Source organism: Sphingomonas insulae (genome assembly GCF_010450875.1).
Classification (GTDB): domain Bacteria; phylum Pseudomonadota; class Alphaproteobacteria; order Sphingomonadales; family Sphingomonadaceae; genus Sphingomonas; species Sphingomonas insulae.
This window is the reverse complement of sequence record NZ_CP048422.1, coordinates 2300831-2320618: the sequence shown is the minus strand read 5'-3', so window position 1 is coordinate 2320618 and position 19788 is coordinate 2300831. Positions and strand designations below refer to the sequence as shown.

Sequence of the window (19788 nt, the reverse complement as noted above, 5' to 3'; positions counted from 1 at the left end):
GTCGATGAGTGGCCGTCCGGGGTTTGCCGAGCTGTTTGCGGCGCTGCCCGTCGCGGTGATCGTGGTCGACCCGGACGATCGGATCGCGCATGCCAATGCGCTGGCCGAGCAGTTGCTCAACCTGTCGGAACGGGTGATGCGCGGCCAGCCGCTGACGGCGATCCTGCCGCCTCCCGCCGCCGGCGATCGCCCGGAGGGGCAGGGCATGGCCTTCTACGATACCGAGATCGCGACGCCCCATGGCCCCAAGATCCGCGTCGATTTCGTCGAGGCGGCAATCGCGGACCATCCCGGCTGGCGAGCGATCACGCTCCACACCGCCGCCAGCACGCGGGCGTTGGGCCCGAGCGCGCGCGGGGCCAGCGCGCGCGCCGCAAGTGGTGCGGCGGCGATGCTGGCGCATGAGATCAAGAACCCGCTGTCCGGCATCCGCGGCGCGGCGCAGCTGTTGGGCGCGGGCGAACTCACCACGCTGATCGTTACCGAGGTCGACCGGATCGCCGCCTTGATCGACCGGATGCAGGACTTCAGCGATACCCGTCCACTGACCATCGCGGCGGAGAATATCTACCCGCTGATCGGGCATGCCCGCCGGCTCGCGCTCGCCGGCTTCGCGCGGGGCGTGACGATAGAGGAGCGGTTCGACCCGTCGCTGCCGCCCGCCGCGGTCAATCGGGACGCCCTGCTGCAAATCCTGATAAACCTTCTGAAGAACGCTCGGGAGGCGGCGCGGCTCGAACGCAATCCGCGCATCGTCATCACCACCGCGTATCGGCACGGCATGTCGGTGGCCGCCGCACCGGGCAAGCCGCGGGTGCCGCTGCCGATCGAGATCTGCGTGCTGGACAACGGTCCCGGCGCCCCCGTCGACATCGCCGATCACCTCTTCGACCCCTTCGTGTCGGGGCGGCCGGAGGGGCAGGGGCTCGGCCTCGCGCTGGTCGACAAGCTGATGCGCGACATGGGCGGCATCGTCCAATACGCCCGCGAAGGAAGTCCCGAGATGACGACGCTGCGCCTATTGCTGCCGCGGGCGACCGCCCCATGACCAGAATCCTCGTCGTTGACGACGATGCCGCGATCCGCACCGTCGTCGCCCAGGCGCTGCGCCGCGCCGGTCATGAGGTGCAGACGGCCGAGACGCTCCAGCAACTCGACCGGGCGCTGGCGACGCGCGTGCCGGACGTACTGGTCACCGATGTCATCCTCCCCGATGGCGACGGCATCGATCGGGTGAAGGAGATCGGCCAGCGACTGCCGCAACTGCCGATCATCATCCTGTCCGCGCAGAACACCCTGACTACGGCGGTACGGGCGGCGGAGGTCGGGGCCTATGAATACCTGCCCAAGCCCTTCGATCTGGACGATCTGACGCGGGCGGTGACCGGGGCGCTGGCGCGGGGCGCGATCATGCCGCAGCCGGAGGCGGGCGAGGATCCGGAGCTGCCGCTGATCGGCCGTTCGCCGGCGATGCAGGACGTCTATCGTATCATCGCGCGGGTGCTGTCGAACGACCTCACTGTACTGATCTCCGGCGAATCGGGAACGGGCAAGGAATTGGTCGCTCGCGCCATCCATGATCTCGGTGCCCGGCGGTTGGCACCGTTCGTGGCGATCAACATGGCCGCGATCCCGCGCGAACTGATCGAGGCGGAGTTGTTTGGCCATGAACGGGGAGCATTCACCGGGGCCGCGGTGCGGAATGCCGGGCGGTTCGAACAGGCTGCCGGCGGCACGTTGTTCCTGGACGAGATCGGCGACATGCCGATGGAGGCGCAGACGCGGCTGCTCCGCGTGCTCCAGTCGGGCGAGTTCACCACGGTCGGTGGTGCCCGCACGATGCGCGCCGACGTGCGTGTCGTCGCGGCAACCAACCGCGACCTGACGCAGCAGGTCGCCGCAGGCCACTTTCGCGAGGACCTGTTCTATCGGCTCAACGTCGTGCCCATCGCTTTGCCTGCCTTGCGCGAACGGCGGCAGGATATTCCGCTGCTCGCCCGCCACTTTCTGGAAAGCGCCGCCGCCCAAGGGTTGCCGCGGCGGCAATTGAGCAACGCCGCGCAGGCCTCGCTCGCCGCCCACGATTGGCCCGGTAACGTACGCGAGCTTGAGAACCTGATGCGCCGGCTCGCGGTGCTGGCCCGCGATGAACTCATCGATGCGCCGACGATCCGCGAGCTGCTGGGCGCGCCGAGTGCCACGCCCCCCGATCATGCGGACGCCGGCATTGCCGAGGCGGTTCGCCATCTGATCGAACGAATCGCCCGCGAACGCCCGGACGCGCTGGACGACGGCAGCCTCTACGATCGCGTCATCGGTGAAGTCGAACGGCCGTTGATCGAAACCATGCTTGCCCGCCACGGCGGCAACCAGCTGCGCGCCGCCCGCGCGCTGGGGCTGAATCGCAACACCTTGCGCAAGCGGCTGGATACCCTGGGCATTGCGGTTGGCGGCGACGACTGATCCCGCCACTCACCGGACTGTTACCACAAACCATCGCTAGCGACGAATTATGTGGTTTCCGTGCAACAATCCACGTTGTACGTAAGGGGTAATGACCGCGGGACCGACGCCCGATCTGTTCGACACCACACCGGAACGCCGCCTGCGCATCACGCCCGCGGTGGAAGCGCTGGTGGTGGCGCTCTGCATCGGTATCGCGGCAACGACGTATTTCATCATCGCCGGTACCAGCAAGCCGCAGGTACCGCTGTCGCCGCCGACCATCGCATCGTTGCTGGTCGCCAATCTGGTACCGGGCATCGCGCTGCTGATGCTGGTCGGGCGGCGGATCGCACGCCGCCGTGCCGCGGCCTCGCTGGTCGGGGGCGAGGGGGTGCTGCACGTGCGGCTCGTCGCGATCTTCTCGATCATCGCAGCGGTTCCGGCCTTGCTCGTCACGATCTTCGCCTCGCTGCTTTTCCAGATCGGGGTGGAATTCTGGTCGTCCGATCGCGCCAGCGGCATGCTGGAAAATGCGCGGACGCTCGTCGGCGAGAATTACCAGCGCGAAGCCGATCGCGTCGTCGCGCAGGTGCAGGCCATGAGCGGCGATCTGTCGGCGGAATTGCAGACCCACGCCGTGGACAGCAAGTTCTTCCAGCAATTCCTGGTGTTCCAGACCTACCGGCGCGAACAGTCGGAAGGCATGATCATCGGCCGGGGCGAGGCCGATCCGCTAATCGTCCTCAACCCCTATGACAAGCCGTTGCAGAATATCGTGACGCCGGCGATGGAAAAGGCGCTGGACGGGGGCAAGCCGTACGTCCTGATCCGCAGCGACGATCGCATCGGCGCGGTGGTGCCGCTCGCCTATGGCAAGGGTGCCTATCTCTATTCGGCGCGGATTTTCGACCCGCAACTCGCCAGCCAGATCCGGCGTGGCGATGCGATCATCCGCGACTATCAGAGCCTGCAGAGCCGGTCGCGTGCGTTGCAGCTCAAGTTCAACGCCGCGCTGCTGCTGGTGTCGCTGTTCATCGTCGCGGTCGCGGTGTGGGCGGCGCTGGCGGTGGCGGACCGGCTGGTGCGACCGGTCGCCGAACTCGTCGACGCGGCGCGCAAGGTCGCGACCGGCGACCTGACCGCGCGCGTCCCCGATCCCCGCCGCAGGGACGAGGTCGGCACGCTGGCCAACGCCTTCAACCAGATGACCGGCCGGTTGCAGGAACAGACGAGCGCGCTGGTGACGGCCAACGATCAGCTCGACAACCGCCGTGCGCTGATCGAGGCGGTGATGGCGGGCGTGTCCGCCGGCGTCATCGCGGTCGCCGAGGATGGCACGGTGCGGATCGCCAATCGCTCCGCCACCGAACTGATCGGCACGGGAGAGGATGGCCTAGTCGGTCGGCCGCTCACCCTGGTGGCGCCCGAATTCGCCGATCTGGTCGGTGGCCGCGAGCGCGAGGCGATCGTGCAGGTCGCGCGGGGCGGCGAACCGCGCACGCTCGCGGTGCGGATCGCGCGTACCGATTCGGGTCCCATCCTGACGTTCGACGACATCACCCAGCAGCTGCTGGATCAGCGGCGGGCCGCCTGGTCGGATGTGGCGCGGCGGATCGCGCACGAGATCAAGAACCCGTTGACCCCGATTCAGCTCGCCGCCGAACGGCTGCAACGTCGCTACGGCAGCAAGGTCGATGCCGACGATACGACGTTCTCACGGCTGACGGACACGATCGTGCGGCAGGTCGGCGATCTGCGGCGGATGGTGGACGAATTCTCGTCCTTCGCGCGGATGCCGAAGCCGGTGTTCCGGGAGGAATCGCTGGTCGATATCGGCCGCCAGTCGCTGTTCCTGCACGAGGTCGCCCACCCTGCCACGCGGTTCGAACTCGACCATTCCGAACCCGCGCCCATATTGGTCTGCGATCGCCGCCAGCTCAGCCAGGCCTTCACCAATATCGTCAAGAACGCGGTGGAAGCCATCGAAAGCAAAGGCAGCGGCGGTGGTGTGATCACCATGTCCGTACGCGAGGATGGCGACAGGATGATCGTCGAGGTCGCGGATACCGGCGTCGGCCTGCCACCCGATCGCGACCGCATCGTCGAACCCTATATGACGACGCGGGCGAGGGGGACCGGCCTCGGCCTCGCCATCGTCAAGAAGATCGTCGAGGACCATCACGGCTTCATGACGTTCGCCGATCGCGATGGCGGTGGCACCGTCGTTCGCATGACCTTCGACGCCGCAGCGTTGGCCGCACTCGACCAGGGCGCCGATGCGCCCGAACCGGTCGAGGACCGCCAGCTCGCAGCACTCACACGCAATCGGAATTAACTTATGGCGCTCGACATCCTCGTCGTCGACGACGAACACGATATCCGGGAACTGGTCGCCGGCGTCCTTGAGGACGAGGGCTATGATACCCGTACCGCAGCGGACAGCGACGCGACGCTGGAGGCGATCGCCACCCGCCGCCCGTCGCTGGTGCTGCTCGACGTCTGGTTGCAGGGGTCGCGGCTGGATGGCCTCGAACTGCTCGACGAGATCAAGCGGCGCGATCCGTCGATCCCGGTGCTCGTCATCTCCGGTCACGGCAACCTCGACACCGCCGTCGCCGCCATTCGCCGCGGCGCCAGCGACTTCATCGAAAAGCCGTTCGAGGCGGAGCGCTTGCTGCTGCTCGTCGCCCGCGCCACCGAAACCGAACGCCTCCGCCGCGAAGTCGCCAGCCTGCGCGTTTCGGCGGGGCGTGAAAGCGACCTGACCGGCAGTTCCGGATCGATCAACGGCGTACGCGCCACGCTGAAGCGCGTCGCCGCGACGGGCAGCCGTGTCCTGATCATGGGGCCGGCGGGCGTCGGCAAAGAGGTCGCCGCGCGCCTGCTGCACGGGTGGAGCAGCCGGGCGCAGGCGCCATTCGTGATCGTCAGCGCCGCGCGGATGACACCCGAACGCGTCGAGGAAGAGTTGTTCGGGGTAGAGGAGGGGGGCGATCTCGTTAGGCCCGGCCTGCTGGAACAGGCGCATGGCGGTACGTTGTTCCTGGACGAAATCGCTGACATGCCCGTCGCCACCCAGGCGCGCATCCTGCGCGTGCTGACCGACCAGAGCTTCAGCCGGATCGGCGGCACGCGGATCGTCAAGGTCGACGTCCGCGTCGTCTCCGCCACCTCGCGCGACCTGACGCACGAGATTGCCGAGGGGCGATTCCGCGAAGACCTGTACTATCGGCTGAACGTGGTCCCGGTGCTGATCCCCGCACTGGCAGAACGCCGCGAGGACATCCCCGCGCTCGTCGAGCATTTCATGGCCCATTATGCGACCGACCGCCGCGTCCCCACGCCCGAGATCGCCGCGGATGCGATGGTGGCGCTGCAATCCTACGACTGGCCGGGAAACGTCCGCCAGTTGCGCAACGTCGTCGAACGCACGATCATCCTCGCCCCGGGCGATCGCATCGGTCGTATCGACCTCGACCTGCTGCCTGCCGAAGTGCTGGGCGACCAGGGTGACCTGGGCGGGGGCGGGGGCGCGATCATGGGGGCACCGCTGCGCGAGGCGCGCGAGACGTTCGAGCGGGAATATCTCCGCGTCCAGATCCGGCGTTTTTCGGGCAACATCAGCCGCACCGCAAGCTTCATCGGCATGGAGCGTTCGGCGCTGCACCGGAAGCTGAAGTTGCTCGGCATCACCGACATGCGAGAGGATTGACCGCTGGACGTAGCCGGTCATCGTTCATAGATGGGGATCGTCCGTCCGGTCAGGGCGGGATCCGACGCCGGGAAACGGCGCGATAGCGGGCAAACGGCTCGCCAATAACACGAAAGGCTTTCCATGGCCGACAAGCAAGGGTCCCTCCAGGACCTGTTCCTGAACGCGCTCCGCCGTTCCAAGACCCCGGTCACCATGTTTCTGGTCAAGGGCGTCAAGCTGCAGGGCATCGTCACCTGGTTCGACAATTTTTCGGTGTTGCTCCGCCGCGATGGCCAGTCGCAGCTGATCTACAAGCATGCCATTTCCACGATCATGCCATCGGGGCCGATGGATATCGCCGCGATCGTCGATTCGGTGGGCGAAGCGCAGCGCAAGCAGCCGTTGTTGCAGGAAATCTTCCTGAACGCCGTGCGCAAGTCCGAAGATTCGGTGACGATGTTCCTCATCAACGGCGTCATGCTGCAGGGCCATATCGCCGGGTTCGACCTGTTCTGCATGCTCCTCCAGCGCGAGGGTATGGCACAGCTCGTCTACAAGCATGCCGTGTCGACCATCCAGCCGGCGCGCGCGCTCAATCTCGCCGATGAAGGCGAGACGGAAGAATAAGCGTGAGCACCGGATTCAACCGCGATCGGGATGAATTTGCCCGCGGGGGACGGGCGCTGATCGTCTTGCCGGACCAGGGTGACGCGCACCGCGACGCCGAGGCCCGGCTGGACGAGACCGCGGGCCTGGCTGCGGCGATCGGCCTGGTCGTCACCGACAAGGTGGCGGTGCGGGTACGCGCGCCCAAGCCTGCCACGCTGGTCGGCAGCGGGCAGGTCGAGCAGCTTGCCGTCCAGGTTCGGCAGGACGAGGCGGATCTGGTCGTGTTCGATGCCAGCCTGACGCCGGTACAGCAGCGCAACCTGGAAACCGCGCTGGAGGCCAAGGTCATCGACCGGACCGGGCTGATCCTCGAGATCTTCGGCGAACGGGCAGCGACGGCCGAGGGGCGGTTGCAGGTCGAACTCGCCCATCTCGATTATCAGGGTGGCCGGCTGGTGCGCAGCTGGACCCATCTGGAGCGGCAGCGCGGCGGTTTCGGGTTTCTGGGCGGCCCCGGCGAAACGCAGATCGAGGCCGATCGACGATTGATCCGCGATCGGATGGCGCGCCTGCGCCGCGAACTGGAGCAGGTCAGCCGCACCCGTGGACTGCATCGCGAACGGCGCCAGCGCGCACCATGGCCGGTCATCGCGCTCGTCGGCTATACCAACGCCGGCAAGTCGACGCTGTTCAACCGGCTGACCGGCGCGCACGTGATGGCCGAAAACCTGTTGTTCGCCACGCTCGACCCGACGTTGCGACAAATCGCGTTGCCGGGCATCGACAAGGCGATCCTGTCGGACACCGTCGGCTTCGTGTCGGACCTGCCGACCCAGCTGGTCGCGGCGTTCAAGGCGACGCTGGAAGAGGTCGTTTCCGCCGACCTGTTGATCCACGTCCGCGACATCGCGCACCCCGACACGGAGGCGCAGCGCAGCGACGTCGAGGCGGTGCTCGCCGAGATCGGGGTGTCGGAGATGACGCCGCGGTTCGAAGCGTGGAACAAGCTCGACCTGCTCGACCCGGAACGCCACGATGCGATGCTGGCGGAGGCCGAACGGCGCAACGACGTCGTCGCCTTGTCGGCGTTGAGCGGGGAAGGGGTCGATGCGCTGATCGATCGGGTCGCTGGCAAGCTGACGGCCGGTCATCGCCGCTACTGGATCACGCTCGATGCCGGCGACGGCGCCGGGGCCGCCTGGCTGCACGCGCATGGCGAAGTGCTCGGCCAGGTCAGCGAAGGTCTTGAAACGCAATATGAAGTGCGGCTGGCCGAGCGCGATTACGAACGCTTCCAGCAGCGCTGAGGTCTAACCCGCCTTCACGCGCTGCCAGAGCGCTTCCTGCTGCTCCAGATCCAGCGTCGGGAAATCGCCGCCTGCCAGCTCCTCCATCGCACGGAAACGGCGTTCGAACTTCGCATTGCCAAGGCGCAGCGCCGTTTCCGGGTCGATGCCCAAATGCCGCGCCCAATTCACGACCGCGAACAGCAGATCGCCGACCTCTTCCTCGACGTGGTCCGCGGAAGCGTCCTTAACCTCTTCCATCTCTTCGATAATCTTGGCGCGAGGCGCTTCATTGTCGGGCCAGTCGAAGCCGACGCGGGCGGCACGGTTCTGAAGCTTCACCGCGCGCATCAATGCGGGCAGACCCGCAGCGACCCCGGCCAGCGCGCTTGGATCATCCTTGACCGTACGTTCCGCGGCCTTGATCTCTTCCCAGCCGGGGCTGCGGTCGGCGGTGCCGAAGATATGCGGATGGCGACGCTCCATCTTGTCGCTGATCGACGCGACGACGTCCGCGAGCGTGAACGCACCGGATTCCTCGGCGATACGGCTGTGGAAGACGACCTGGAGCAGAAGGTCGCCGAGTTCATCTTTCAGATCGTCGGCATCGTTTCGGGCGATCGCGTCGGCGACCTCATAGGCTTCCTCGATCGTGTACGGCGCGATCGTCGCCCAGCTTTGCGCCGCGTCCCATTCGCAGCCATGCCGCGGGTCGCGCAGTCGCGCCATGATCGCGACGATCCGCTCGATCATCGACGCCCCCTCTTCGCATCCGCAAGATCGATAATATACATTATGTAAAATCCTGATGGTGGTGAGGTTCGAGGATCAGCGTGCTGCCCTCCACCCGCCACGATTTCAGTTTGGATAGAAAATTCATGCCGAGCACGTCCGTCTCGCCGAATGCCGGCGACACGACCACGGCCAGATCGCGGGCCGCGATGTCGCCCAGTCGCAATTCACGCACCGTCGCGGTCTGCGCACTGATCTGGCCATTCGCCGTGTTGAGGACGACCGGGAACATACTCTGGCGCGTATCGAGCGCGGCCGCCTGCGCGGTCCGGGTCGACACGGCGGTGACGGTCGCACCGCTGTCCACCAGCATCCGGCGTGGCACGCCGTCCAGCGTGACGCGCGCCCAGAAATGGCCGTCCGGCGCCATGCGGATGCGCGTTTCCCGGCCGACGACATTCTGGTCATCGAGCTTCAGCAGTCGCGCCACCCGCTGCAGATACGGGTCGAACGCCTGCCGCTGGGTGATGACGATGAACAGCAGTCCGGCGATGATGGCCCAGCTCGCGAGCGAAAGCAGCACGCGCAGGATCGGCACGCGGCGGGCGATGAGCGCCGAAACCGGCAGGATGAGTAACAGCAGATAGAGCAGCGCATGGCCGCCCAGATCGATGGTCATGGCGTGAATTCTAGCCCGTCGTAACCTGGTTCGACGCCCGGCGGCAGCTTTGCCACCAGCGTCGCATAATCCATGCTATGGTCCATGTGTATGAAGGCTGACCGACGCGGACGCAGCTCCTCGATCCAGCCGAGCACCGCCGGCACGTCCGGGTGCGTCGGATGCGGCGCATAGCGAAGGGCATCGACGATCCAGACGTCCAGCCCGGCGTAGAGCGATCGCATCGCCGGCGTCAGCTCATGGAAATCCGTGGCATAACCGACGATCAAGCCACCGGCCGAAAAACGCAGGCCGGCGGACTGGATGCTGCCGTGCGGCTGGTCGACCACGTCGATGGTGATGCCGCCGATCGTCAGTCGATCCGGCAGCGGGGCCGCGTCTACCGTCGGGGGATAACCCTGCCGTCCTGCGAAGACGTAGGTGAAGCGGTCCCGCAGCGCATCCAGCGTCGCCGGACGGGCAAAGCCCCGCACCGGATACCCCAGCGCATGGAAAATCTGTCGGACGTCATCGATGCCGTGGCAGTGATCGGCATGATCGTGCGTCCAGATGATCGCGTCGACCGCCGCGACATCGGCGGCAAGCAGCTGCTCGCGCATGTCGGGGCCGGTATCGACGAGGATCCGGGTTCCCTCGTGTTCTACGAGAAGGGACACGCGCGTACGGCGGTTGCGCGGCTCGTCGGGGTCGCAGGCGCCCCAGTCGTTGCCGATCCGCGGCACGCCGGACGATGTGCCGGAGCCGAGGATACGGACCTTCACTGCGCGCGGCTCCGATGCGCCTTGTCGAACAATGTGAAGAAGTTATCCACAGTTCCTGCCGCCAGCACCTCGATCGGCTCGCCGCGCAATCTGGCGAGGAATGCGGCGGTGTCGGCGACGAAGGCGGGTTCCCCCGGCTTGCCGCGGTTCGGCACCGGGGCAAGGAACGGCGCATCGGTTTCGATCAACAGCCGATCGATCGGCAGCCGGGCCGCCGTTGCCTGAAGGTCGTGCGCGTTCTTGAACGTCACGATGCCGGAAATGGAAATGTAGAAACCGAGGTCCAGCGCCGCATCGGCAAATGCACCGCTGGCGGTGAAACAGTGGATGACGCCCTTATAGGCCCCCTTCCCCATCTCCTCGCGCAGGATCGCCAGCGTGTCGTCCTCGGCATCGCGCGTGTGGACGATCAGCGGCAGGCCGGTCGCGCGACAGGCGGCGATATGGGTGCGGAAGCTGGCCTGCTGCCTGGGCCGGTCGGAATGATCGTAGAAATAATCGAGGCCGGATTCACCGATGCCGACGATCCGCGGATGTTCGGCGCGTTCCACCAGACGCGCGGTGTCGATGTCGGGATGCTGGTCGGCCTCGTGCGGATGGATCCCGATGGAGGCCCAGACGTCCGGCTCGCGTTCGGCGGTGGCGACCACCGCATCCCATTCGCTCTCCCGCGTCGAGATGTTGAGCATCGCGCCGACGCCGCGGGCGCGGGCACGGGCGAGGATATCGCCCTGTTGCTCGAACACCCCCTTGTAGTTGAGGTGGCAATGGCTGTCCGCGAACATCACGCCTCCACCGCCGCCGGCAGCTCCAGCCGCGGAAACACCGGCGATGGCGGTGCGATGGTGACGCCGGACGCCACCTGGCGCGCGTACCAGCCGTCGTCGTCGACCGCCGCATGGTCCCGCTCCGTCGCGCCGATCTGGTCGAGCACCCTGGCCGCCGAATCCGGCACGACCGGCAGGATCGTGATGCCCAGCATCCGGATGGCGCGCACCAGCGTGCCGAGCACGGCATGCATCCGCTCGGGATCGGTCTTGCGCAGCGCCCAGGGGGCCTGCGCGTCGATATATTGGTTGCAGGCGAACACACCGCGCATCCACGCCTCGATCCCCTGGCTGAGCAGCAGGTCGTCGAACGCGGTCTTGAAGCCGGCGCAGGCGACGACGACCTCCTCGATCAGCATCGCGTCGGCCGGGTCGGCGCGACCGGCGTCGGGGAAGGCGCCGTTCAGGTTCTTGGCGATGAACGACAGCGTCCGCTGCGCCAGGTTGCCGAAGCTGTTGGCGAGTTCGGCGTTGACGCGGGTGACGATCGCCTCGGCCGAATAGCTGCCGTCCTGACCGAAGCTGACCTCGCGCAGGAGGAAATAGCGCACGGCATCGACCCCGAAGGCATCCGTCAGCTCATCGGGGCTGACCACGTTGCCGACCGATTTCGACATCTTCTCACCCCGGTGGAGCACGAAGCCGTGCGCGAACACCTGTTTGGGCAACGGCAGGTCGGCGGACATCAGGAACGCCGGCCAATAGACGGTGTGGAAGCGGGTGATGTCCTTGCCGATCAGGTGCAGGTCCGCCGGCCAGACGCGTGCCATCGTCGCGGCATCGTCGGGATAGCCGGCGCCGGTCAGATAGTTGGTCAGCGCATCGACCCACACGTACATGACATGGCCGGGGCTGTCCGGCACCGGCACGCCCCAGTCGAAGCTGGTGCGCGATACCGACAGGTCGGACAGGCCGCCCTCGACGAAGCGCATCACTTCGTTGCGCCGCGCTTCCGGACGGATGAAGTCGGGATTGGCCGCGTAGAGATCGAGCAGCGGCTGCTGGTATCTGGACAGGCGGAAGAACCACGTCTCCTCCGCCGTCCATTCGACCGGCGTGCCCTGAGGCGAGAGTTTGACGCCCCCTTCCCCCTCGACCAGTTCCTTCTCGTCGTAGAACGCCTCGTCGCGGACCGAATACCAGCCTTCATAACGGTCGAGGTACAGGTCGCCCTTGTCGCGCATCGCCTTCCAGATCGCCTGGCTGGCGGTATAATGATCGGGCTCGACCGTCCGGATGAACCGGTCGTACGAGATGTTCAACGTGTCGGCCATCTGACTGAAATGGGACGACATTTCATCGGCGAAGGCTCGCGTATCGACGCCGCGGGCGCGCGCCGTCTGCGCCATCTTCAATCCGTGTTCGTCGGTACCGGTCTGAAAACGGACCTCGCGTCCCGCCTGTCGCTGGAACCGGGCGATGGCGTCGGCGCAGATCATCTCATAGGCATGGCCGATATGCGGGCGCCCGTTGGGGTAGTGGATCGCGGTGGTGATATAATAAGGATCGGCCATGCGCGGCGTCCTAGTCGATCACCATGGCAAGGTGAAGCCGCTAGCGCAGCGTCGCGACGATCGCCGCCATCTCGAACACCGTCGCCTGCGCATCGAGCGACAGGCCCCGTGCGGCGCCGGCAAGGTCGCGCGCGGCGACCTGCGCATCCAGCGCCTGCTTCAGCCGTGCGCCGGAACGCGTTCGCGCCTCGCGCGCGATCACCGCCGGCACGCGATCGAGAAACGCCTCGTATCGCGCTGCATTGCCCTTCCCCGCCAGCGCCCGCGCCAGCGCGGAGCGGCGGGCGTTCATCGGATCGCCGTCCGCGGCGATGGCCGCGATCGCGCTGTCGAGGCCATCGATATCGAGCCCCGCATAGCGGATCGCCCGACCGGGCGCGCCCTCGCCCTTCCGGACCAGGGCGCCGATCTCATCCTCGTCCGCGTCCGGCAATGCGCCGCGCAACGCACGCGCCATGTCATCGTCGTCGAGCGCACCGAACCGCAGCACGCGGCACCGCGAGCGGATCGTCGGCAGCAACCGGCCCGGCGCGTGGCTGACCAGCAGGAATATCGTGCCCGCGGGCGGCTCCTCCAGGTTCTTGAGCAGGGCGTTGGCGCCATTGCGCTCCAAATCGTCGGCGGCATCGAGAATTACCACACGCCGCCCCCCCATCGACGGCGTAGTCGCGAACATCGGCTGGAGCGATCGGACCTGCGCGATCGTGACGCTGCGTGCGATGTCTTGATCCGGCTTTTCCGGATCTTTCGGTAGTCTTCGGAGGATACGGAGGTCGGGGTGCGACCCGGCATTGACCAATGCGCGCGTCGGATGGCCATCCGGCACGGACAGACCTGGTGCGGAAACGCCGGTGGCGCTCGCTTCGGCAAGTAAACGAAGGGCAGCGGCTTGCGCAAAGCTCGCCTTACCGACGCCCTGCGGCCCGACGAGCAGCCACGCGTGGTGCAGCGCACCGCTGCACAGCGCCGCGGTGAACGCAGCCTGCGCGTCGGATTGGCCGAACAATTCGCTCATGCTGCGGTCCCGCCGCGGATCACCCGAATAGCGACGTCAGCCCCGCCCAGGCGCGACCGAAGAAACCTGCCTCCGTGACATCCGCCGCCGCCACCAACGGCAGGCGCTGCTCCGGCATCTCGGGTGCGCGAATGACGAGGTCAGCGATATGCTGGCCCGCCTTGATCGGCGCGCGGACCGGTCCTTCGTAAACCACCTTCGCGCTCATCTGCGGTACGGCGCCGGCCGGCAGCGTCACGGTCAATTGCTTGGGCGCGATCAGGCCGACGCTGCTCGCGCTGCCCATCTGCACTTCGGCGGTCGACACCTGCTTGCCCTGCGCGACGACCGGCTTCGCCTGCCACGCGCGAAAGCCCCATTCCATGAAGCGAACCGACTCCTCGGCGCGTCCTCTGAACGAATCCAGGCCGGCGACGACCATGACCAGCCGGCGGCCATTCTGTTCGGCCGAGCCGGTGAAGCCGTAACCCGCCTCGTCGGTATGGCCGGTCTTCAATCCGTCGGCGCCGGCGACACGGCCAAGCAGCGGATCGCGATTGGCCTGGGTGATGTCCGCGCCCGCCCCGAGCGTCTTGCCCCAAGTGAAGTTCGGGAGCGAATAGAAGCGCTTGTAGAGGTCGGGGAAATCCCTGATCGTTGCGGAGGCGAGATGCGCCAGATCGCGGGCGGTGACAAAGGTGACGCCATTGTCGGGCCATCCATTCGACGTGCCGAAATGGCTGTTGGTCAGGCCAAGCTTTTGCGCCTGCTGGTTCATACGGTCGGTGAAGGTCTGCTCGGTCCCCGAAATCCCTTCCGCCAGTACGACGCAGGCGTCGTTGCCCGACAGCGTGACGATGCCCTTCAGCAGATTCTCGACGCTGACGTTCTCGCCGGTCGACAGGAACATCGTTGATCCCGCCTGCGGGCCATGCCAGCGCTGCCACGTTTCGGGCCGCACCTGGAACGTCTGGTCGAGCTTCAACTCGCCCTTCTTGATCATGTCGAACGCGACATAGACCGTCATCATCTTTGCCATCGACGCCGGCGGCATGCGGCGGTCGGCATCGCGCTGGTACAATACGGCACCCGACGACAGGTCTTCCATGAATGCGATCGGAGCCGTTCCCTGGAACTGGGGTGCGGCGGCGACCGAGGGAACGGCCAGCGCAGCTATAGCGAGCGGAGCGGCGATCAGCTTGTTCATGACGTCGTCTGTGACTTTCGGGGGAATTGGAACGGGAACACGATCAGGCATAGCGCCGCAACGCGGCGCCGTCAGCCCTCAACCGCATCGGCCAGCAGCCCGACCGACAGCGCGTAGAAATTCGAGCAATTGTAATCGAGGATGACGCGATAATTGCTCGTCAGCAGATAGGCGGTGGCACCGGGACCATCCGGCTCGATCAACGTCGCCAGCACCGAATCGGCAGGCCATGCCCTGCCCTGCGGTATCAATCCCGCCGCGCGCCATTCGGCCATCGTCCGCCAGCGACTGTGGCGTTCGAAGACGCGCGGGCAGCGGGGGGACACCATGCGGTTGGTGACACTCGACCGGTCGAGCCCAGCGGGCACCGTCACCGCTACGCCCCATGGCTGGCCAGGGCGCCACCCGGCGTTCTGGAAATAGTTGCCGATCGAGGCGAGCGTATCGGCGGGGCTGGTCCAGATATCGGCACGCCCGTCGCCGTCCCCGTCGCGGGCAAGGCGCAGGTACACCGACGGCAGGAATTGCGGGTTGCCGGTCGCCCCGGCCCAGCTACCCACGAGCCGTTCGCGCGGGAAGCCACGGTCGAGTATCTTGAGCCCGGCGATGAATTCCCCTGCGAACAGGCTGCGGCGGCGCCCTTCGTATGCAAGGCTGGCAAGACTGCGCAACAGGTCGAAGTTGCCGGTATAAGCGCCGTAATTGGTTTCGTGACCCCAGATCGCAACCATGATCGATTCGGGAACGCCGGTTTCCCGTTCGACGCGCGACAGGCGAGCACGCTGCGCCTGATAGGTCGATCGGCCGCGGCCGATACGCGCGGCATCGACGTGGCTCGCCTTGTACGGCGCAAACGGCGGCGTCGCGGTGCTGCCCGGATTGCCCGGCTGGGCGCGGTCCAGCTGGATGGTACGCTCGCTCAGCGTCAGGGTGGGAAAGACGGCATCGATCGTCCGCTGCGTCACGCCCGCCGCCACCGCCTGCTGGCGCAATGTCGGCAGATAGGCCTGAAACCCCGCCTCGTCCTGCGCCACCGCCGGACTTGCCGATGCAAGTGCCACCGTCGTCGCCAGAATACCGGCCCGCAAGCCCCGTGTCATTTGCCCCCACATGTCCATCGTGGTGCCACAGGGGGGCAACGACGTGAACCTCTTATCGTCGCAGGGCTTGCACGGGCAGCCGCGAAGCGACTATCCGGGGCCTACCACGGAGAGATGGCCGAGTGGTTTAAGGCAGCGGTCTTGAAAACCGCCGTGGGTGGAAGCCTACCGTGGGTTCGAATCCCACTCTCTCCGCCACCGGCCCGTCATCGCGGGGGTCGCGCCCCGCGATGACGCCGCGGCTTACTTCGCGGCGGTCTGCTGCCGGGGCGGCCCCATCAGCTTCTGGGCGAAATAGGTCATCTGCAACGCCTGCAGACGCGCGCCCTGCTCGATGTCGGCATCGCCCGAATGGCCACCGGCCGTATCCTCGTAGAACAGGTACGGCATGTTATATTCCTTCAGCCTGGCGGCGAACTTGCGGGCGTGCTGCGGACCGACGCGATCGTCCTTGGTCGTCGTCCAGATATAGGGTTCCGGATAGGCCACGCCCTTCTTGATGTTCTGATAGGGCGAGATCGTCTGGAGAAAGGCCTTCTCCTCCGGCACGCTGACCGAACCATATTCGTCGACCCAGGACGCGCCCGCCGCGATATGTTCGTAGCGGATCATGTCGAGCAACGGCACCTGGATGGTGACCGCCTTCCACAGATCGGGATGCTGGTTGAACTCTACGCCCATCAGCAGGCCGCCGTTGGACCCGCCATAGATGCCGAGCGTCTGCGGACTGGTCAATTTGCGCGCGAACATATCCCTGGCGACGCTGGCGAAGTCGTCATAGATCACCTGGCGCTTCGTCTTGCGGCCGGCATCGTGCCACTTGGGGCCGAATTCGCCGCCGCCACGGATGTTGGCGAGCACATAGGCGCCGCCGCGTTCAAGCCACAGCTTGCCGGTCGATGCGTTGTAGCTCGGCAGCATCGGCACCTCGAACCCGCCGTACGCCGTCATGATCGTCGGCGTCGTTCCATCGAGCGCGATGCCCTTGCGATGCACGACGAAATACGGGACCTTCGTCCCGTCGGTCGAAGTCGCCTCATGCTGTTCGACGGTCAGATTGGCCGCGTCGAATTTGGCGGGCAGCGTCTTGACCGGCCTCGCCGCGGTCGCCGCCGCCGCGTCGAGGGGCAGCAGCGTCGTCGGTGTCAGGAAACCGGTGACCGTCAGATAGGCGTGGTCGCTCTTGTCGTCGGCGCTCGCCACGCCGAGCGACGCATTGTCCGGCAGGGCCACCGGCCGCGACGTCCAGCCGCCCTTGCCCGGCGTATAGATCGCCGCACGGCCGCGGACGTTGTCGTTATAGATCAGCACGACGTCGTTCCTGGTCGTCACCACCTCGTCGACGGACTGGCGCGGCGTCGGCGAGAAGATCACGGTCGGCTTGATCGTATTGGCCACCACATCGGCGAGCGGTGCGGACGCCACCGCCCCCGCGGGGATCGCGCCCCACGGATCGCTGGTCTGAAACAGCACCTGCCCGGCGACCATGCCGGCGGGCGATGTGCGGGCGGGAATGTCGAGTTTCCTGGTTCCCTGGGGTGTCCAGACGTGCGTCTCGCCGCCGAAGAAGGTCGTGCGCCGCTGGATTGCGACGAGGCGGTTGCCCTGCCCGTCGGTGATGACGCCGGCATAGGTGCCAAGCTGGTCGGTCGGCTGGCCGCGGAATACCTCCTGCGCCTGATCCAGCGGCTGGCCGCGCTTCACCAGCTTGACCACGAAGGGATAGCTGGACGCGGTCATCGTCCCCGCACCCCAGTCGCGGCTGACGAGCAGCGTATCCTTGTCGAGCCAGGACGCACCCTGCTTGGACTTGGACAGCGCGAACCCGCCCTTGACGAACTGGCCCTGTGCCAGGTCGAATTCGCGATAGCTGATCGCGTCCTCGCCGCCCTCGGACAGTGCGACGAGGCACAGGCGTTCGTCGGGCTGGAGGCAGGATGCGCCCTTCCATACCCATTTCTTGCCTTCCGCCTTCGACAGCGCATCGAGGTCGAGTACGGTCGTCCATTGCGGCTGCGCGGCGGCATAGCCGACCTCGGTCGTCCAGCGCCAGATGCCCTGCGGATGATCGGCATCGCGCCAGAAGTTGTAGATGCGGCCGAACAGCTGGTTCGGCATCGGAATGCGATCCTTGGCGGACGCGATCGCCAGTGCCTCAGCATAGAAGGTCTTGTAGCGCGGATCGTTCTGCAGCCGCGGCAGCGTCCGGGCATTCTCGGCCTCAACCCAGGCAAGGGGCTTCGCGCCATCCTTGTCCTCAAGCCAGATATAGGGGTCGTTGTCGGTGGTCATGTCGGTCATAGGCGCCTTCACTTGGGCGACGGCAGGGGCAGCCGCAAGGAGGGTCGAGGCGAGCAGCAGGCTACGGAGGATCATCGGCATCGTATCTCCCATGGATGCGCCGTTTGTGCCGTCCAATGCGTTGGTGCGCAATGCGAAGCATGACGAGCATGTCGTTATGAATGTGAGAAATGCATGACCGACGGCCTGCCCCTGCCCCGCCGCTATGTCGCGATCGGCGCGATTTCTGCCGGGACCGCATTGGTGATCATCGATGGCGGCATCGCCACGGTGGCGCTGCCGACGATCGCGCGCGACCTGAACGTCGGCAACAGCGCGGTGGTGGCGGTCGTCACCGTGTATCAGCTGATCCTGGCGATGATGATCCTGCCGTTCGCCGGGCTCGGCGACCGGTTCGGGCTGAAGCGCACCTACCAGTTCGGGCAGCTGGTGTTCACAATCGCCACAATGCTGTGCTTCTTTGCCAAAAGCCTGCCGTTCCTGCTCGTCGTGCGGGCAGCGCAGGCGCTGGGGGCGGCGGCGGCGTTGAGCGTGTCGTCGGCGCTGATCCGGTCGATCTACCCCGGCAGGCAGCTGGGTCGCGGCCTCGGCATCAATTCGGTGGTCGTGTCGAGTTCGGCCGCGCTGGCTCCGACGATCGGCGGGCTGGTGCTGGGCATCGCGCCATGGCCGTGGGTGTTTGCGAGCGCGGTGCCGTTCGCACTGCTCAGCCTAGCACTCGGTCGCGCCCTGCCCGCACCGCAGCCGCGCGACGAGCCGTTCGACGTACTCGGCGCGGTCATTTGCGCGAGTATGATCGGGCTGGTCATCTCCGGCGCCGAAAGCGCGGTGCACGGCGACAGCCCGGTCGTGTCGGCGGCGATCGTGGCGTTGGGCGCGGGTATCGGCTGGTTCTTCATCCGGCGTGAACGGCGGGAAGCAAAGCCCATCCTGCCGATCGACCTGCTGGCCAAACCGGTGATCGCGCTGTCGGCGGTCGGCGCCTACACCGCATTCACCGCATCGATGACCCTGCTGCTGTCGACGCCGTTCCGGTTGCAGCACGGCTATGGCTTCACGGCCGCGGAAGTCGGCGCGGCGATCGCGCCATGGCCGCTGACGAACATGATCGTGGCGCCGTTGGCGGGCTGGTTGTCCGATCGCGTGCCGGCGGGCATCCTGGGCGGGGTCGGCATGGCGGTGTCGATCGTGGCCTTATTGCTGATCGCGACGCTGCCCGCCGATGCGGCCTATGTCGATATCACCTGGCGCATGGCGCTGTGCGGATCGGGGTTCGGCCTGTTCCTGCCGCCCAATGCCCGCCTCATTATAGGGTCTGCACCGCGCGAACGGGCGGCGGCGGCGGGCGGCCTAGTCGGCACGGTGCGACTGGTCGGACAGACGACGGGCGCGACGATGGTCGCCGCGCTGCTGGCGATGGGTGTGGGCGGCGGCATGGCGCCACCACTGGTCGCCGCCGGGCTGGCGCTGGTGGCGGGATTGTGCAGCCTCGCGCGCCTCAGGCCATCGATCCGCAATCCGCGCAGCGACGAGGCTGAGGACGAGCAGCCGGGGACACAGGTGTCGCGCTGAAGGGGCAGCCACGGGCACGATGCCTGGAGGCTACCCCATCGTCACCGACGCGCGGCGCACACGCCTT

The 19788-nt window shown here is 66.6% G+C and carries 16 protein-coding genes and 1 tRNA gene; 8 read left to right on the top strand and 9 right to left on the bottom strand.

The window, feature by feature from the left end; translation table 11 throughout:
* Positions 1–4: 4 nt before the first annotated feature.
* The 6 genes from GTH33_RS12655 to hflX all read left to right on the top strand — a co-directional run bounded on the left by GTH33_RS12655 (position 5) and on the right by hflX (position 8055).
* Positions 5–1048, top strand: a complete 1044-nt coding sequence (locus GTH33_RS12655; RefSeq protein ID WP_163958693.1) for a two-component system sensor histidine kinase NtrB — start codon at positions 5–7, stop codon at positions 1046–1048.
* The gene (gene ntrC, locus GTH33_RS12650; protein WP_163958692.1) at positions 1045–2463 is read left to right on the top strand and encodes a nitrogen regulation protein NR(I); all 1419 of its coding nucleotides are present in this window, start codon (positions 1045–1047) and stop codon (positions 2461–2463) included. Before GTH33_RS12655 ends, ntrC begins: the two co-directional genes overlap by 4 nt.
* A 91-nt stretch (positions 2464–2554) precedes the next feature.
* Positions 2555–4780, top strand: a complete 2226-nt coding sequence (locus GTH33_RS12645; protein ID WP_163958691.1) for a sensor histidine kinase — start codon at positions 2555–2557, stop codon at positions 4778–4780.
* A 3-nt stretch (positions 4781–4783) separates the two neighbouring features.
* Positions 4784–6157, top strand: coding sequence for a nitrogen assimilation response regulator NtrX (ntrX, locus tag GTH33_RS12640; RefSeq protein WP_163958690.1), 1374 nt, complete (start codon positions 4784–4786; stop codon positions 6155–6157).
* A gap of 123 nt (positions 6158–6280) precedes the next feature.
* The gene (gene hfq, locus GTH33_RS12635; RefSeq protein ID WP_163958689.1) at positions 6281–6766 is read left to right on the top strand and encodes an RNA chaperone Hfq; all 486 of its coding nucleotides are present in this window, start codon (positions 6281–6283) and stop codon (positions 6764–6766) included.
* 2 nt (positions 6767–6768) lie between these two features.
* The gene (gene hflX / locus GTH33_RS12630; protein ID WP_163958688.1) at positions 6769–8055 is read left to right on the top strand and encodes a GTPase HflX; all 1287 of its coding nucleotides are present in this window, start codon (positions 6769–6771) and stop codon (positions 8053–8055) included.
* A 3-nt stretch (positions 8056–8058) separates the two neighbouring features.
* On the opposite strand, the gene mazG is transcribed toward hflX, so the two are convergent.
* The 8 genes from mazG to GTH33_RS12590 form a co-directional block, all read right to left on the bottom strand.
* Positions 8059–8787, bottom strand: a complete 729-nt coding sequence (gene mazG, locus GTH33_RS12625; protein ID WP_163958687.1) for a nucleoside triphosphate pyrophosphohydrolase — start codon at positions 8785–8787, stop codon at positions 8059–8061.
* Between the two features lie 40 nt (positions 8788–8827).
* Complete coding sequence (locus GTH33_RS12620) at positions 8828–9445, bottom strand: retropepsin-like aspartic protease family protein (RefSeq protein ID WP_163958686.1); 618 nt, start codon at positions 9443–9445, stop codon at positions 8828–8830.
* Positions 9442–10206, bottom strand: a complete 765-nt coding sequence (locus GTH33_RS12615) for an MBL fold metallo-hydrolase (RefSeq protein WP_163958685.1) — start codon at positions 10204–10206, stop codon at positions 9442–9444. Before GTH33_RS12615 ends, GTH33_RS12620 begins: the two co-directional genes overlap by 4 nt.
* Positions 10203–10991: a TatD family hydrolase gene (locus tag GTH33_RS12610; RefSeq protein ID WP_163958684.1), complete on the bottom strand. Its 789-nt coding sequence runs from the start codon at positions 10989–10991 to the stop codon at positions 10203–10205. Before GTH33_RS12610 ends, GTH33_RS12615 begins: the two co-directional genes overlap by 4 nt.
* A complete protein-coding gene (metG, locus tag GTH33_RS12605; protein ID WP_163958683.1) occupies positions 10991–12547 on the bottom strand; it encodes a methionine--tRNA ligase in 1557 nt (518 codons plus the stop codon). The genes GTH33_RS12610 and metG overlap by 1 nt, the downstream gene beginning before the upstream one ends.
* Before the next feature lie 40 nt (positions 12548–12587).
* Entirely contained in the window at positions 12588–13562 is a 975-nt protein-coding gene (locus GTH33_RS12600; protein WP_163958682.1) for a DNA polymerase III subunit delta', read from the bottom strand.
* A 19-nt stretch (positions 13563–13581) separates the two neighbouring features.
* Entirely contained in the window at positions 13582–14748 is a 1167-nt protein-coding gene (locus GTH33_RS12595) for a D-alanyl-D-alanine carboxypeptidase family protein (RefSeq protein WP_163958681.1), read from the bottom strand.
* Positions 14749–14819: 71 nt separating this feature from the next.
* Positions 14820–15848, bottom strand: a complete 1029-nt coding sequence (locus tag GTH33_RS12590) for a lytic murein transglycosylase (protein ID WP_243848235.1) — start codon at positions 15846–15848, stop codon at positions 14820–14822.
* Between the two features lie 108 nt (positions 15849–15956).
* Here GTH33_RS12590 and GTH33_RS12585 point away from each other — a divergent pair.
* Positions 15957–16046 (top strand) — tRNA-Ser (locus GTH33_RS12585).
* Between the two features lie 45 nt (positions 16047–16091).
* Here the strand turns inward: GTH33_RS12585 and GTH33_RS12580 are convergent.
* On the bottom strand, positions 16092–18224 hold the full coding sequence (locus GTH33_RS12580; protein ID WP_163958680.1) for a prolyl oligopeptidase family serine peptidase: 2133 nt from the start codon (positions 18222–18224) through the stop codon (positions 16092–16094).
* Positions 18225–18323: 99 nt separating this feature from the next.
* Between GTH33_RS12580 and GTH33_RS12575 the strand changes: the two genes are divergently transcribed.
* Positions 18324–19721, top strand: a complete 1398-nt coding sequence (locus tag GTH33_RS12575; RefSeq protein WP_163958679.1) for an MFS transporter — start codon at positions 18324–18326, stop codon at positions 19719–19721.
* The last annotated feature ends 67 nt before the right edge of the window (positions 19722–19788 follow it).

Excerpts from the sequence above, each read along its gene's own strand:
- ntrX (WP_163958690.1), top strand. The coding sequence starts at position 4,784 with ATGGCGCTCGACATCCTCGTCGTCGACGACGAACACGATATCCGGGAA.
- GTH33_RS12620 (WP_163958686.1), bottom strand. The coding sequence starts at position 9,445 with ATGACCATCGATCTGGGCGGCCATGCGCTGCTCTATCTGCTGTTACTC.
- GTH33_RS12610 (WP_163958684.1), bottom strand. The coding sequence starts at position 10,991 with ATGTTCGCGGACAGCCATTGCCACCTCAACTACAAGGGGGTGTTCGAG.
- GTH33_RS12580 (WP_163958680.1), bottom strand. The coding sequence starts at position 18,224 with ATGATCCTCCGTAGCCTGCTGCTCGCCTCGACCCTCCTTGCGGCTGCC.
- GTH33_RS12590 (WP_243848235.1), bottom strand. The coding sequence starts at position 15,848 with ATGACACGGGGCTTGCGGGCCGGTATTCTGGCGACGACGGTGGCACTT.
- GTH33_RS12645 (WP_163958691.1), top strand. The coding sequence starts at position 2,555 with ATGACCGCGGGACCGACGCCCGATCTGTTCGACACCACACCGGAACGC.
- mazG (WP_163958687.1), bottom strand. The coding sequence starts at position 8,787 with ATGATCGAGCGGATCGTCGCGATCATGGCGCGACTGCGCGACCCGCGG.
- ntrC (WP_163958692.1), top strand. The coding sequence starts at position 1,045 with ATGACCAGAATCCTCGTCGTTGACGACGATGCCGCGATCCGCACCGTC.
- GTH33_RS12595 (WP_163958681.1), bottom strand. The coding sequence starts at position 14,748 with ATGAACAAGCTGATCGCCGCTCCGCTCGCTATAGCTGCGCTGGCCGTT.
- GTH33_RS12575 (WP_163958679.1), top strand. The coding sequence starts at position 18,324 with ATGACCGACGGCCTGCCCCTGCCCCGCCGCTATGTCGCGATCGGCGCG.
- GTH33_RS12655 (WP_163958693.1), top strand. The coding sequence starts at position 5 with ATGAGTGGCCGTCCGGGGTTTGCCGAGCTGTTTGCGGCGCTGCCCGTC.
- hfq (WP_163958689.1), top strand. The coding sequence starts at position 6,281 with ATGGCCGACAAGCAAGGGTCCCTCCAGGACCTGTTCCTGAACGCGCTC.
- GTH33_RS12600 (WP_163958682.1), bottom strand. The coding sequence starts at position 13,562 with ATGAGCGAATTGTTCGGCCAATCCGACGCGCAGGCTGCGTTCACCGCG.
- metG (WP_163958683.1), bottom strand. The coding sequence starts at position 12,547 with ATGGCCGATCCTTATTATATCACCACCGCGATCCACTACCCCAACGGG.